Source organism: Oceaniglobus roseus (genome assembly GCF_002869745.1).
Taxonomy (GTDB): Bacteria; Pseudomonadota; Alphaproteobacteria; order Rhodobacterales; family Rhodobacteraceae; genus Oceaniglobus; species Oceaniglobus roseus.
Genome location: NZ_PNOS01000005.1, coordinates 99,859 through 112,827, shown reverse-complemented (window position 1 = coordinate 112,827; position 12,969 = coordinate 99,859). Strand labels below are relative to the sequence as shown.

The window sequence follows — 12,969 nt, the reverse complement described above, 5'->3', positions numbered from 1 at the left end:
CGCAGCAAAAGCGCCGCCGCCGCCGCGGCCCGGCGCGAAGCGACTCGCCTCGGCCCGCGGATTGGACTAGCCCGGAACGACAGTCACACGGAGAGCCTTCATGCCGAACCCGACCGCCGCGATGCTTGTGATCGGAGACGAGATCCTGTCGGGGCGCACTCGCGATTCCAACATGCACCACCTCGCGGGCGAGCTGACGCGCCGAGGCATCACGCTGGTCGAGGTGCGGGTGGTGTCGGACAGCCGCGACGCCATCATGACGGCGGTTCGCGAGCTGAAGGACAGGGCCGACCACGTCTTCACCTCGGGCGGGATCGGACCGACCCACGACGACATCACGGCCGACTGCATCGCCGCCGCCTTCGGCGTTTCAATCGACGTGCGTGACGATGCGCGCGCGCTGATGGCCGCCCATTACGACCGGCAAGGGATGGAGTTCAACGCGGCCCGGATGCGGATGGCGCGGATCCCCGAGGGGGCGACGCTGATCGAGAACCCGGTGTCGGTGGCGCCGGGCTTCACCCTTGGCAATGTCCATGTGATGGCGGGGGTGCCGACGGTGTTCCAGGCGATGGTCGCCTCGGTCCTGCCGAAGCTGACGGGCGGCGCGCCGCTGCAAAGCCAGACGCTGAGGATCGACCGCGGCGAAGGCGACGTGGCCGGTCCGCTGGGGGAACTGGCGGCGGAGTATCCCGAGCTTTCCATCGGCTCCTACCCGTTCCAGCGCGACGGGGCCTATGGCACCAACATCGTGATCCGCGGCACCGACGGGCCCATGGTCAGCGCGGCGATGGCGAAGCTGGCGCAGCTGTTTCCGGGCACCCCCGCATGAGCGCGCCTGCCCCCGAGGCGCTGTTCGCCGCGATGGAGGCGACCTGGCCCGCGGCACGGACCATCGAGCTCGACCCGTTCCGCCTGCGCGAGGGCAAGGGCGGGGGCAAGCGGGTGTCGGCGGCAACACTGCACGGCAGGCTCGGCCCCGACGACATCGACGCCGCCGCCGCCGCGATGCAGTCGCTGGGCCAGCCGCCGCTGTTCCGGCTGGAACAGGGAGGCGGCGCCTTCGACGACGCGCTGGCGGCTGCGGGCTATGACGTGGCGGACCCGACCGTTGTGCGGGTCTGCCCGATCGGCGGGCTGGCGTCCGAGAGGCCGCCGCGCGTCTCGGCCTTCACCATCTGGGAGCCGCTCCAGATCATGCGCGACATCTGGGCCGAGGGCGGCGTGGGCGCGGACCGGCAGGCGGTGATGGCGCGGGTCAGGGGCGTGAAGACCGGCATCCTGGGCCGCACGGCGGACAAGCCCGCCGCCTCGGCCTTCGTCGCCATCCACGACGGCATCGCCATGCTGCACGCGCTGGAGGTGCGCCGCGCCCTGCGCCGGCAGGGCACGGCCGTCAACGTCATGCGCCAGGCCGCCATCTGGGCCGCCGGTCACGGCGCGACGCACATGGCCGTCCTCGTGACCGAGGCGAACGCGGGGGCCAACGCGCTTTATGCCGCGCTTGGGATGGAGGTGGCCGCGCGCTATCATTACCGCATCAAGGGAGACACGCGATGACCGACAGCCCCACCGCCCTGGACCTGCCGATGGTCGATCCGCTGCCCGAGGCGACGCGGAAATACTTCGACATCTGCCAGGAAAAGCTCGGGATGGTGCCGAACGTGCTGAAGGCCCATGCCTTCGACATCGCCAAGCTGAACGCCTTCACCGCCATGTACAACGACCTGATGCTGGGCGAGTCGAACCTGACGAAGCTGGAACGCGAGATGATCGCGGTGGTCGTGTCCTCGGTGAACCGCTGCTTCTACTGCCTCGTGGCCCATGGCGCGGCGGTGCGCCAGCTCTCCGGCGACCCGATCCTGGGCGAGCAGATCGTGCTGAACTGGCGGGTTGCGGCATTGGAGCCACGCCAGAAGGCCATGCTTTCCTTTGCCGCAAAATTGACAGAATCCTGCCACAGCGTCGACGACACCGACCGCGCGACCCTGCGGGAGGCGGGGTTCAGCGACCGCGACATCTGGGACATCGCGTCGGTCGCGGGCTTCTTCAACATGACGAACCGGGTGGCGACGGCAACCGACATGAAACCGAATCCGGAGTATCACGCTTCATACCGATGATGCCGAGAACCACGATATGCGCCCTGTGCCTCGCGGCCCTGCCGCAGCTGGCGGCGGCCCTGACGCTTGACTTTCCGGCGCGCGGCACCCTGACCGCGCAGCGGCTGGTGGCCGAGGGGCGGGAATCGCTGCCGGTCTCGGCCTTCGCCGACGGTGCGGTGCAGACGCGGGCGGTCGAGGGGCAGGTGACGCGCAAGGCGTGGAAGATCCCGGTGCAGGGGATCACGACGACGCAGCTTCTGTCGCCCCTGCGTCGGCAGCTGACCGAGGACGGCTATGACGTGGTGTTCGAATGCCAGGACGTCGGCTGCGGCGGCTTCGACTTCCGCTATGCGATGGACGTGGTGAACGAACCGGACATGCATGTCGATCTCGGCGATTTCCGCTATCTCATGGCGCAGAAGGGCGAGGGCGACGCGGTGGCGCTGCTGGTCAGCCGGGCGCCGCAGGCTGGGTTCGTGCAGATGACGCGCATCAGCCCGCCCGAGGCGGAACCGGCGGTGATCGCCACCTCGACCAAGTCGGTCGATCCGCTGCTGCCGCGCGAAAGCGGGGACGTCACGGCCGAGTTGCGCCAGGCGGGGCGCGCGCCGCTCGACGACCTGCTGTTCGGCACGGGGTCCGCCGACTTGGAGGAGGGGCAGTTCGATTCGCTCAACCAGCTTGCGGCCTACCTGCGCGACAACCCGGGGCAGTCGCTGACCCTGGTCGGACACACCGACGACGAGGGGGCGCTGGCCGCCAACATCGCGCTGTCGAAAAGGCGGGCGAAATCGGTGATGGACCGGCTGGTGCGCGACTATGGCGCGCCGCGCGACCGGCTGCGGTTCGAGGGTGTCGGATTCCTCGCGCCGAGGGCCAGCAACAGCACCGATGACGGGCGACTGGCGAACCGGCGGGTCGAGGCGATCCTGACGCCCTGAGGCCTCACCAGATGTCGGGGCCCTTGTCGGCGAAGGCGTGCACGAGGAAGTCGATGAAGGCGCGCACCTTGGGCTGCGTGAACCGGCCCGGCGGATAGACCGCATAGATCCCCTGGCTTTCCACCGGCAGGTCCGGGATCGCCTCTTCCACCAGCCCCTTGGCCATGGCGTCGGCATAGAGGAAGCTGGGCAGATAGGCGATGCCGAGGCCGGAGATGGCGGCGTTCAGCAGCGACTGGCCGTCGTTGACGGAAAGCCAGCCTGCCGTCCTGACCTGCCGCTTCTCGCCCGAGGGCGCGGTCAGCTTCCAGACCGCGCCGTTCGACTGGCTGGAATAGTGCAGCAGCTTGTGCTCGTTCAGGTCGTCGATCTTGGCAGGGCGGCCGAACTGCTTGAAATAGCTGGGCGCGCCGATCATCCGCTTGGTCGTCTCGGTCAGCTTGCGGGCGCGCAGCGTGCTGTCCTCGAGCTCGCCGATGCGCACGGCCATGTCGAAGCCTTCCGAGATCAGCTCGACGAAGCGGTTGTTCAGCACCATGTTCACGGTGATGTCGGGAAACTCGGACAGGAAATCGCCGAGGATCGGCGACAGGTGATTGACCCCGAAATCCGTCGCCACGCTGATGCGAAGCAGTCCCGAGGGCGCGGATTGCATCGAGGTCACGAGGCTGTCCGCCTCTCCGGCGTCGTTCAGCACCCGGCGGGCGCGGTCATAGTAGGCGAGGCCGATCTCGGTCGGGCTGACGCGGCGGGTGGTACGGTTCAGCAGCCGGGCGCCCAGCCGGGCCTCGAGCGAGGAGACATGCTTGGACACCGCGGACTTGGAGATCCCCATCTTCTTGGCGGCATCCGTGAAGCCCCCCTGGTCAACCACGGTCGCGAAGGCCTCCATCTCGGTCAGTCTGTCCATCTTTGTCCTCGAATTCTCTGGCCCCTTGGCGTTACGAATTCGCAGACAATCTGGGCATGAATGGGGAGCGGCGGCGACAATATCGGGATACGGACCCCATCGTGGGGTCAGGGGAAACGCCCCGCCACCGATGCGGCAGCGGGACTTTTCAATTGTTTACGTCAGGTGAACGCACTCGGGGACCGGCGTCTGCACCGTCCCGTCCTTCAGGAACTGCGAGAGGTTGTCGCAGACGAGATCGCCCATGGCCTGCCGCGTCTCGTGGGTGGCGCTGGCGACATGGGGCAGAAGCGTGACGTTGTTCATCGAGAACAGCTCGGCCGGAACCTTCGGCTCGGCCTCGAACACGTCGAGCCCGGCCCAGCCCAGCCGACCGTCCTGGAGCGCCTTCACCATCTCGGCCTCGTCCACCACGGTGCCGCGGGCGACGTTGACGAGGGTGCCTTCCGGCCCGAGCGCCTCGATCACCTCCCGGTTCACCAGCTTGTTGGTGGCCGGGCCGCCGGGGGTGATGACGATCAGGACGTCGCTTTCCTTCGCCATCTCAACCAGGTCGCCGAAGTATTCGTAGGGCACGCCGTCCTTCCTGTTTCGCGAGTGGTAGATCACCCGCGACTGGAAGGCGGCGAGCTTCTTCGCGATGGTCTCGCCGATGCGGCCCAGCCCGACGATCCCCACCGTCCGGTTCTCGGGCGAGCGGGTGAGGGGCGTGCTGCCCTCCTTTTCCCACCGGCCCGCGCGGACGTAGGCATCGTTGAAAACGAGATCGCGCATCGCGGCCAGCATCAGCAGGATCGCCGTGTTCGCCACGTCGTCGTTCAGCACGTTCGGCGTGTGCGACACGAGGATGCCGCGCTTGACGCAGGTATCGACGTCGATCGCGTCGTAGCCCACGCCATAGCAGCTGACGACCTTCAGGTTCGGCAGCCCGTCCATGATCTCGGGCTTCACCCCGGCGCCGCCGTTGGTCGCCACGGCGACGATGCTGTCCCCGTGGTCCTTCAGGAAGGCGGGCAGGTCGTCGATGTCGGCCAGCTTGTGCAGGGTGAACTCGGCGGTGAAGCGATCCAGCATCCGCTGGGTCGCGCCGCCGATGAGGAGGAGTCCGGGTTTCATGGAAAGGCCTTTCGCTTACGCGTCCTGTTTGACGGACTGGGTCTGCTGGCCCAGCTTGTCGATGGCGAGGGTGATGGTGTCGCCCTCCTTCAGGTAGACGGGTTCGGGCTTCATGCCCATGCCCACGCCCGGAGGCGTCCCGGTCGAGATCACGTCGCCGGGATGCAGGGTCATCAGCTGGCTCAGGTGGCTGATGATCTGGGCCACCGTGAAGATCATGGTGTTGGTGTTGCCGGTCTGCATGCGCTTGCCGTTGACGTCCAGCCACATGCCCAGTTGCTGCGGATCGCCCACCTCGTCCCGCGTCACCAGCCAGGGGCCCGTGGGGCCGAAGGTGTCGCAGCTCTTGCCCTTGGTCCAGTTGCCCGAGAGCTTGGTCTGGAAGTGCCGCTCGGACACGTCGTCGATCACGCAGTAGCCGGCGACGTAGTTCAGCGCGTCCTCCTCGCTCACGTACTTGCAGCGGGTGCCGATCACGACGCCCAGCTCGACCTCCCAGTCGGTCTGGGTCGATCCGCGGGGGATGTAGACGTCGTCGTTCGGGCCGACGACGGCGCTGGTCGCCTTCATGAACAGGATCGGATGCTCGGGGATCGGCAGGTTCGATTCGGCGGCGTGGTCGGAATAGTTCAGGCCGATGCACATGAACTTGCCGATGTTGCCGACGCAGGGGCCGAAGCGGGGGTTGCCCTCGACCAGCGGCAGGTCGGCCGGGTCGAGCGCGCGCAGCTTGTCCAGTTCGCCGTCCGACAGGACCGCGCCGGTGATGTCGGACACATGGCCCGAGAGGTCGCGGATCTTGCCTTCGGCGTCGATCAGGCCGGGCTTCTCGGCACCGGGTTCGCCGTAGCGGACGAGTTTCATGGTGTGTCTCCTCGTTTTTTTGTCGGTTCAGTGGTTGTCGCGCGGCAGGCCCTTGTGGGCGATGTCGCGGTAGGCGTCGGCGCCCTTCAGGGTCATGCCCTCGCTGAACGGGCGGACCTTCTCGCGGAAGATCTCCTGCCAGGGGGTCTGGCTGTCGGGGGCGAAGGGGCGTTCGCCCAGCGACGCGCGGCGGCGGTCGAGCTCGGCGTCGTCCACCAGCATGTTCGCGGTGCATTTCCGGAGGTCGATCCGCAGCCGGTCGCCCGTCTGCACCAGCGCCAGCCCGCCGCCGTCCGCCGCCTCGGGCGAGGCGTTCAGGATCGAGGGGCTGCCGGAGGTGCCCGACTGCCGCCCGTCGCCAAGGCAGGGCAGGGCGTGGATGCCGCGCTTGAGCAGGTAGGCGGGGGGCCGCATGTTCACCACCTCGGCCCCGCCCGGATAGCCGATGGGCCCGGCGCCGCGCATGATGAGGATCGAGTGCTCGGTCACGCCGAGGCTTTCGTCGTCGATCCGGTGGTGGAAATCCTCGGGGCCGTCGAAGACCACCGCGGTGCCCTCGAAGGCTTCGGGGTCGTCGGGGTTCGAAAGGTAGCGGTCGCGGAATTCCTTCGAGATGACCGAGGTCTTCATGATCGCGCTGTCGAAGAGGTTGCCCTTCAGGTTGATGAACCCGGCATCCTTCAGGATCGGCGTCTCGGTCGAATGGATCACCTGCGGGTTGGCCGTCAGCCGCCCGCCGCAGTTCTCCTCCATCGTCCTGCCGTTCGCCGTCAGCGCCTGCGGATGGGGCAGCATCCCGGCCTTCAGCAACTCGCCGATCACCGCCGGAACGCCGCCCGCGCGATGATAGTCCTCGCCCAGGTATTCGCCCGCGGGCTGGAGGTTCACCAGCAGCGGCACCTTGTGGCCGATCCCCTGCCAGTCGTCGTTCGAGAGCTCGATCCCGAGGTGGCGGGCGATGCCGTTCAGGTGGATCGGCGCGTTGGTCGACCCGCCGATGGCGGAGTTGACGACGATCGCGTTCTCGAACGCCTCGCGGGTCATGATGTCGGAGGGCTTCAGGTCCTCGTTCACCATCTCGACGATCCGGAGGCCGGTTTCATAGCTGATCTGCCCGCGCTCGCGGTAGGGCGCGGGAATCGCGGCCGATCCCGGCAGCTGCATCCCGAGCGCCTCGGCCAGCGAGTTCATCGTGGTCGCGGTGCCCATGGTGTTGCAGTAGCCGACCGAAGGGGTCGAGCTTGCCACCATCTCCATGAAGCCGTCATCGTCGATCTCGCCCGCCGCGTGCATCTCGCGCGCCTTCCAGACGATGGTGCCCGATCCCGTGCGCTGGCCGTTGAACCAGCCGTTCAGCATCGGCCCGACCGAGAGGGCGATGGCGGGGATGTTGACGGTGGCGGCGGCCATCAGCAGGGCCGGGGTGGTCTTGTCGCAGCCGATGTTCAGCACCACGCCGTCGATGGGATAGCCGTAGAGCGTTTCGACCAGCGACAGGTAGGCGAGGTTGCGGTCCAGCATCGCCGTCGGGCGCTTGCCCGTCTCCTGGATCGGGTGCACCGGGATCTCGATCACCGTGCCGCCTGCGGCGATCACCCCGTCGCGCACCCGCTTGGACAGCTCGATATGGTGGCGATTACAAGGGCTTAGGTCGCTGCCGGTCTGGGCGATGCCGATGATGGGCTTGCCGGACTGAAGCTCGGCGCGGGTCAGGCCGTAGTTCAGGTACCGCTCGAGGTAGAGCGCCGTCATCTCGGGGTTGTCGGGGTTGTTGAACCACTTCTGCGACCGCAGTTTAGGTGTATGATCCGCGTCAGACATGCGTATGACTCCCGTCTGCACAATTTGTGCGGGGTCGCGCGATAACCCCGCCGATTTTTCCGGCCTCGGACGCTCGCCGCGCGGAGCGCGTCAGGCGTCAGTTGCTCCAGCCGCCGTCGATGATGTGGGGCTGGCCGGTGGTGAAGGCGCTCTCGTCGCTGGCGAGGTACACGACCAGCGCCGCGATCTCCTCGGCCTTGGCGATGCGGCCCATGGGCTGGCGGGCGACGAATTCCTTCATCGCCTTCTCGTAGTCGCCGGTGGCCTTCAGGCGCTCGTGCAGCGAGGGCGATTCGACGGTGCCGGGGCAGATGCAATTACAGCGGATGCCCCTGGTGATGTACTCGATCGCCACCGACTTGGTCAGGCCGATGACCGCGGCCTTGGTGGTGCCGTAGACGAAGCGGTTCGGCGCGCCGATGATCGAGGAGCAGGCGGACGACATGTTGATGATCGAACCGCCCCCGCGCTCCAGCATCCCCGGCAGGGCGTTCCTGATGGTGCGCCACTGGGACCGCACGTTCAGGTCGAAGGCGAAGTCCCAGTCCTCGTCCGTGCAGTCCAGAACGGTGCCCGCGTGGACGAAGCCCGCGCAGTTGAACAGCACGTCGGGGTTGGCGCGCGCAACGCCCTCCTTCACCGACTCGTCGCTGCGGGCGTCCAGCACGTAGGTCTCGATGTTGTCGTGGCCGAGCGAGGCCAGTTCGGCCAGCGCCTTCTCGTTCACGTCGGTGGCGAAGACATGGGCGCCCTCCTCGGCCATGGCGATGGCGGAGGCGCGGCCGATGCCCTGTCCTGCGGCGGTGACAAGCGCGCGCTTGCCGGAAAGTCTGGGGGTCGTCATGTCATGTTCCTTGGCGGTTCGGGGTCGGGAAGGGGCCGCGACGCGGGGTCGTCGGCCGGAGAGGGCAGGCCGCGCCCGCCCCGTTGGTGGAGCGGGCGTGCGGCGGGTTCAAGGGCAAAGCGGCGCCGGGGGAGCGAAGCGCGTTCACCATGCGGCCCCGCTGGCGCGGGCGGCGGGCGCATCGGTCTCGGCCCCGGGCAGCAGGTTGCGCGACAGGTGTTCGTGGATCCGCTGGCGGCACAGCGCCTCGTCCCGGGCGAGGGCCGCGTCGACGATCCGCTGATGCTCGGCCACGTTCTCGGGGAAGTAGCCGTAGTTGCGCTCGCGGGTGACGAGCTGCTGGCGGAACTGATCGTAGATGCTGGCGAAGGTCCGGCGCATCAGGTCCGAGCCGCAGTCCGACAGAAGCGTCTCGTGGAACTCCCACTCGGCCGCGCACCAGACGTCGAGCACGGGTTCGACCTGGCCGCTGAGGGCGATCTGCGATTCGATGTGGCTGAGCTTGTGGTGGGCGGCGGTCAGGCGCGCCTCCCAGGCAAGGCCGCCGCGACGCATGGACAGGACCGCGCCCTCCTGCTCCAGCAGGATCCGCATCTGCGTCAGCTCGTGCTGGTGGCGGACCGAGGAATCGCGGGCGCGGAAGCCGCGCTGGTCCTGGAAACCGACGAGCCCGGCCGAGGACAGGCGCAGGAGCACCTCGCGCACGGTGTTGATCGAGCAGTTGTAGGCGCCGCGCAGCTCGTCCGGCTTCAGCTTCTGACCCGGCACGAACTGGCCGGTGATCAGGCGATGCCGCAGATCCTCGTAGATGTCCGGGGTCCCGGTCTTGTCCTTCATCTCTGCGCGCCCCTCCCAAGACACAGGCAGATATCATCGATTTCCGATCGAAATTTCAAGATTTATATTTTTTGATTATTTTCTTGTTCGGCGGTCCCTCGATTGCTAGTGTTTTTGAACATTGCGTCAAGAACGGTTGAACGGACCGGGGCGCGATCGAAAAAACCGTCTGGGAGGACACCAATGACAGTCATGACGAAGGCCGCGGCGACGCTCGCGGCAGCCGCCCTGGTGACCGGCGCGGCACTGACCGGCGCCGAGGCGCAGACGACCAAGCTCAGGATCCAGACCCACTACAGCCCCGAGCAGACCTCGGGCAAGCTGGCGCAGGAGTTCTTCGACAAGATCGAGCTGATGAGCAACGGCGAGATCGAGATCGAGCCCTTCTTCTCGTCCTCCGTCGTCAAGACGGTCGAGACCTTCGACGCCGCGGCGACCGGGATCCTCGACTGCGACATGACCGGCGGCGCCTACCAGACCGGCAAGAACAGCGCGTTCCAGTTCGTCGGCGACATCATGGGCGGCTACGCCACCCCGTACCAGCAGCTGTCCTGGCTGTACTACGGCGGCGGTCTGGAAGCGGCGCAGGAGCTTTACAACAAGTTCGACATGCAGCTGGTCGGCTGGTGGGTCTACGGGCAGGAAAGCCTTGCCTCGAAGAAGCCGATCACCGGCGTCGCCGACCTGAAGGAGTTCAAGTTCCGCTCGCCCCCGGGCATGGAAACGAAGATCTTCGAGAAGCTGGGCGCGAAGCCGATCGTGATGGACTTCACCGAGGTCTATACCGCGCTGGAAACCGGCGTGATCGACGCCACCGACATGTCGGGCCTGGCCAACAACAAGTCCGCGGGTCTCTATGACATCGTGAAGTACACCAACTATCCGGGCTTCCACTCGATGCCGTCGGACCACCTGGCGTGCAACAAGAACGTCTGGGATTCGATGCCCGAGCATCACCGCGCGATCATCTCGACCGCGATGGAAAGCCTGGCGCTGCGCACCGCGCTGACCTTCGAGAAGGCCAACGCCGAAGCGGCGGCCGAGCTGAAGGAGCAGGGCGTGACGCTGAGCGCCTGGTCGGAAGAGGATCTGGCCGCGTTCCGGGCCGCCGCCCAGGCCACCTGGCCCGAGTTCGCGGACACGCCGGAAGCCAAGGCGCTGGTGGAATCGCACCTGTCCTACCTCTCGGACCTCGGCCTCGTCGCCGACAAGTAAGCAGTCGTTCCGCGGGCGGCCCCGGACCCGGGCCGCCCGTCACCATCTTCTGACGACAAGGGGGCGGCATGGTCGAACATGAACGCACGGGGCCGGTGGATTTCTTCACCTGGCGGTTCAGTCGGCTGGCGATGATCCTGCCGGCCGTGATCGTCACCATCATGTCCTACGAAGTCTTCAAGCGCTACGTCATGGAAGAGCCGACGCTCTGGGTGAACGAGGCGTCGCTGTGGATGGGCGGGTTCGTCTACCTGTTCTCCGGCCTCTACGCGATGCAGCAGCGCAGCCACATCCGCATCGTGATCCTCTACGACATCGTGCCGCGCAACGTGCGGCGGGTGTTCGACACGATCGGCGTCATCTGCATCGTCATCTTCTGCGCCGCGGTGATCTACGGCGGCTTCGGCGAGGCCTGGGCGAAGATGATGCGGTGGGAGAAGTTCGGCACCGCCTGGGATCCGCCGATCCCGGCGACGATGAAGCCCGCGATCCTGCTGACGCTGCTGTTCGTGACGCTCCAGGCGATTTCCAACCTGATCTACGACTGGAACCGCGATCCCGTGGCCCACGACGCGACCGACGAGGTGGACTTCGACATCGAGGAGATCCGCCGCGCGCAGGCGAAGATCGACGCCGATCTGGCGGCGAAGAAGAACCGCCCCGCCCCGAAGGGCTGAGGCGCAGGCAAAACGCACGGCGAAGGTCGGCACTCCGGGGAGTTTGAGGCAATGGACGTCGGTACGATTTCGCTGGTTGTGCTGCTGGGGATGCTGGTGCTGCTGGCCATCGGCATGCCGCTGGGCTTCGCGAGCGGCTTCCTTGCCGTCGTCGTGATGGTGATGAAGTTCGGCCCCGACCTGCTGTTCCGCAGCTTCGGGACAGGGCCGCTGAACATCCTCGCGCAGCGGATGTACGGGCTGACGACGGATTACGTCCTGATCTCGGTGCCCTTGTTCATATTAATGGCGACGTTGCTCGAACGATCCGGCATCGCGCGGGACATGTACACCGCGCTGTCGGTCTGGCTGAACCGGACGCGGGGCGGCATCGCGCTGGTCACCTCGGTGATGGCGGTGATCATGGCCGCGATGTCGGGGATCATCGGTGGCGAGGTGGTGCTGCTGGGCCTGATCGCGCTGCCGCAGATGCTGCGCCTCGGCTACGACCAGAACCTGGCCATCGGGACGATCTGCGCCTCGGGCTCGCTCGGCACGATGATCCCGCCCTCGATCGTGCTGATCTTCTACGGGCTGATCACCGAGACCTCGATCCAGGCGCTGTTCAAGGGCGCGTTCGTGCCGGGCTTCATCCTGGCGGCCTGCTACATGCTCTACATCATCATCCGGACGCAGCTGAACCCGGCCCTCGCCCCGCTGCCCGAGCCTTCGGACGACGACATGACGGGGCAGGAGAAGCGCGTCTACGGCTCGGCCCTGCTGTCGATGCTGGCGATCCTGTTCCTGGGCGTCAGCATCATCCGCACCCTGTTCCTGATCGGCTTCGACCGGATCGACGACCAGACCTCGTTCCTGTCGCCGACCCAGCTGGCGATTCGCGGCGCGATCATCGTCGCCCTGCTGGCCTACCTGTTCCTCGTGGTGCGGCCCAGGCGCATCGCCGTCGCCTGGGACGTGGGCAAGGGGATGGTGGCGCCGCTCCTGGTGGTGGGCGTCGTGCTCGGCTCGATCTACGGCGGGATCACCGGGATCACCGAGGCGGCCGGCATGGGTTGCGTCGCGGTGATGGTGCTGATCGTCCTGCGCGGCGAATTCTCGTTCACCTTGGTGAAGGAGGCGCTTATGCGCACCTGGCGGTCCACCGGGACGATCATCTGGGTGACCTTCGGCGCCACGGCCCTGGCCGGCGCCTACACCATCGCGGGCGGGCCGACCTATGTGGCGAACCTGATCCTCGGCTACGAGCTGCCGACGCTGGGCGTGCTGATGGTGATGATGATCATCTTCCTGTTCCTCGGCGCCTTCATGGACTGGGTCGGGATCGTGCTGCTGGTGATGCCGGTGTTCCTGCCCATCGTGCTGAAGCTGCCGATCGAGGAGATCGGCGTGTTCAGCCCGCTGGTCGAGGACCCGCGGTTCCTGTCGGTCTGGTTCGGCATCCTGTTCTGCGTGAACATGCAGGTCAGCTTCCTGTCGCCGCCCTTCGGCCCCGCCGCCTTCTACCTGAAATCGGTGGCGCCGCCGCACATCACGCTGCCCGACATCTTCAAGGGCTTCCTGCCCTTCATCGGGATCCAGCTGTTCGTGCTGATGCTGATCCTGTTCTTCCCCGAGCTGACGATGTTCTTCAAGGACTGAC

Annotated in this window: 13 protein-coding genes; 7 read left to right on the top strand and 6 right to left on the bottom strand. The window is 66.8% G+C overall.

The annotated features are described in order from the left end of the window. The first annotated feature begins 100 nt into the window (after positions 1 to 100). From A7B20_RS04410 to A7B20_RS04395, 4 genes are read left to right on the top strand one after another with little or no spacing between them, the layout of a single operon-like run. Entirely contained in the window at positions 101 to 832 is a 732-nt protein-coding gene (locus A7B20_RS04410; protein WP_102107349.1) for a competence/damage-inducible protein A, read from the top strand. Further along, positions 829 to 1,560 carry a GNAT family N-acetyltransferase gene (locus tag A7B20_RS04405; RefSeq protein WP_102107348.1) on the top strand — a complete coding sequence of 244 codons (732 nt, stop codon included), beginning with the start codon at positions 829 to 831 and terminating at the stop codon, positions 1,558 to 1,560. Before A7B20_RS04410 ends, A7B20_RS04405 begins: the two co-directional genes overlap by 4 nt. Continuing rightward, complete coding sequence (locus A7B20_RS04400; protein WP_102107347.1) at positions 1,557 to 2,123, top strand: peroxidase-related enzyme; 567 nt, start codon at positions 1,557 to 1,559, stop codon at positions 2,121 to 2,123. The genes A7B20_RS04405 and A7B20_RS04400 overlap by 4 nt, the downstream gene beginning before the upstream one ends. Next, a complete protein-coding gene (locus A7B20_RS04395; RefSeq protein WP_172960961.1) occupies positions 2,123 to 3,046 on the top strand; it encodes an OmpA family protein in 924 nt (307 codons plus the stop codon). The genes A7B20_RS04400 and A7B20_RS04395 overlap by 1 nt, the downstream gene beginning before the upstream one ends. 4 nt (positions 3,047 to 3,050) lie before the next feature. On the opposite strand, the gene A7B20_RS04390 is transcribed toward A7B20_RS04395, so the two are convergent. The 6 genes from A7B20_RS04390 to A7B20_RS04365 form a co-directional block, all read right to left on the bottom strand. Beyond that, positions 3,051 to 3,956 carry a LysR family transcriptional regulator gene (locus tag A7B20_RS04390; protein WP_102107345.1) on the bottom strand — a complete coding sequence of 302 codons (906 nt, stop codon included), beginning with the start codon at positions 3,954 to 3,956 and terminating at the stop codon, positions 3,051 to 3,053. Positions 3,957 to 4,112: 156 nt separating this feature from the next. Continuing rightward, on the bottom strand, positions 4,113 to 5,072 hold the full coding sequence (locus tag A7B20_RS04385; RefSeq protein WP_216641167.1) for a 2-hydroxyacid dehydrogenase: 960 nt from the start codon (positions 5,070 to 5,072) through the stop codon (positions 4,113 to 4,115). A 15-nt stretch (positions 5,073 to 5,087) separates the two neighbouring features. After that, the gene (locus A7B20_RS04380) at positions 5,088 to 5,936 is read right to left on the bottom strand and encodes a fumarylacetoacetate hydrolase family protein (protein ID WP_102107344.1); all 849 of its coding nucleotides are present in this window, start codon (positions 5,934 to 5,936) and stop codon (positions 5,088 to 5,090) included. Positions 5,937 to 5,963: 27 nt separating this feature from the next. Beyond that, positions 5,964 to 7,757, bottom strand: coding sequence for an IlvD/Edd family dehydratase (locus tag A7B20_RS04375; protein ID WP_102107343.1), 1,794 nt, complete (start codon positions 7,755 to 7,757; stop codon positions 5,964 to 5,966). Between the two features lie 97 nt (positions 7,758 to 7,854). After that, positions 7,855 to 8,601 carry an SDR family oxidoreductase gene (locus A7B20_RS04370; protein ID WP_102107342.1) on the bottom strand — a complete coding sequence of 249 codons (747 nt, stop codon included), beginning with the start codon at positions 8,599 to 8,601 and terminating at the stop codon, positions 7,855 to 7,857. A gap of 144 nt (positions 8,602 to 8,745) precedes the next feature. Beyond that, positions 8,746 to 9,438, bottom strand: coding sequence for a GntR family transcriptional regulator (locus A7B20_RS04365; RefSeq protein ID WP_102107341.1), 693 nt, complete (start codon positions 9,436 to 9,438; stop codon positions 8,746 to 8,748). A 183-nt stretch (positions 9,439 to 9,621) separates the two neighbouring features. Here A7B20_RS04365 and A7B20_RS04360 point away from each other — a divergent pair, with 183 nt between their 5' ends. From A7B20_RS04360 to A7B20_RS04350, 3 genes are all read left to right on the top strand, one after another. Continuing rightward, positions 9,622 to 10,653 carry a TRAP transporter substrate-binding protein gene (locus A7B20_RS04360; RefSeq protein WP_102107340.1) on the top strand — a complete coding sequence of 344 codons (1,032 nt, stop codon included), beginning with the start codon at positions 9,622 to 9,624 and terminating at the stop codon, positions 10,651 to 10,653. A gap of 68 nt (positions 10,654 to 10,721) precedes the next feature. Beyond that, positions 10,722 to 11,330, top strand: a complete 609-nt coding sequence (locus A7B20_RS04355) for a TRAP transporter small permease subunit (RefSeq protein ID WP_102107339.1) — start codon at positions 10,722 to 10,724, stop codon at positions 11,328 to 11,330. A 51-nt stretch (positions 11,331 to 11,381) separates the two neighbouring features. Continuing rightward, on the top strand, positions 11,382 to 12,968 hold the full coding sequence (locus A7B20_RS04350; RefSeq protein ID WP_102107338.1) for a TRAP transporter large permease: 1,587 nt from the start codon (positions 11,382 to 11,384) through the stop codon (positions 12,966 to 12,968). The last annotated feature ends 1 nt before the right edge of the window (position 12,969 follow it).

Coding starts and splice junctions, on each gene's coding strand:
- A7B20_RS04375 (WP_102107343.1), bottom strand. CDS start 7,757: ATGTCTGACGCGGATCATACACCTAAACTGCGGTCGCAGAAGTGGTTC.
- A7B20_RS04350 (WP_102107338.1), top strand. CDS start 11,382: ATGGACGTCGGTACGATTTCGCTGGTTGTGCTGCTGGGGATGCTGGTG.
- A7B20_RS04370 (WP_102107342.1), bottom strand. CDS start 8,601: ATGACGACCCCCAGACTTTCCGGCAAGCGCGCGCTTGTCACCGCCGCA.
- A7B20_RS04395 (WP_172960961.1), top strand. CDS start 2,123: ATGCCGAGAACCACGATATGCGCCCTGTGCCTCGCGGCCCTGCCGCAG.
- A7B20_RS04405 (WP_102107348.1), top strand. CDS start 829: ATGAGCGCGCCTGCCCCCGAGGCGCTGTTCGCCGCGATGGAGGCGACC.
- A7B20_RS04360 (WP_102107340.1), top strand. CDS start 9,622: ATGACAGTCATGACGAAGGCCGCGGCGACGCTCGCGGCAGCCGCCCTG.
- A7B20_RS04410 (WP_102107349.1), top strand. CDS start 101: ATGCCGAACCCGACCGCCGCGATGCTTGTGATCGGAGACGAGATCCTG.
- A7B20_RS04380 (WP_102107344.1), bottom strand. CDS start 5,936: ATGAAACTCGTCCGCTACGGCGAACCCGGTGCCGAGAAGCCCGGCCTG.
- A7B20_RS04355 (WP_102107339.1), top strand. CDS start 10,722: ATGGTCGAACATGAACGCACGGGGCCGGTGGATTTCTTCACCTGGCGG.
- A7B20_RS04365 (WP_102107341.1), bottom strand. CDS start 9,438: ATGAAGGACAAGACCGGGACCCCGGACATCTACGAGGATCTGCGGCAT.
- A7B20_RS04385 (WP_216641167.1), bottom strand. CDS start 5,072: ATGAAACCCGGACTCCTCCTCATCGGCGGCGCGACCCAGCGGATGCTG.
- A7B20_RS04390 (WP_102107345.1), bottom strand. CDS start 3,956: ATGGACAGACTGACCGAGATGGAGGCCTTCGCGACCGTGGTTGACCAG.
- A7B20_RS04400 (WP_102107347.1), top strand. CDS start 1,557: ATGACCGACAGCCCCACCGCCCTGGACCTGCCGATGGTCGATCCGCTG.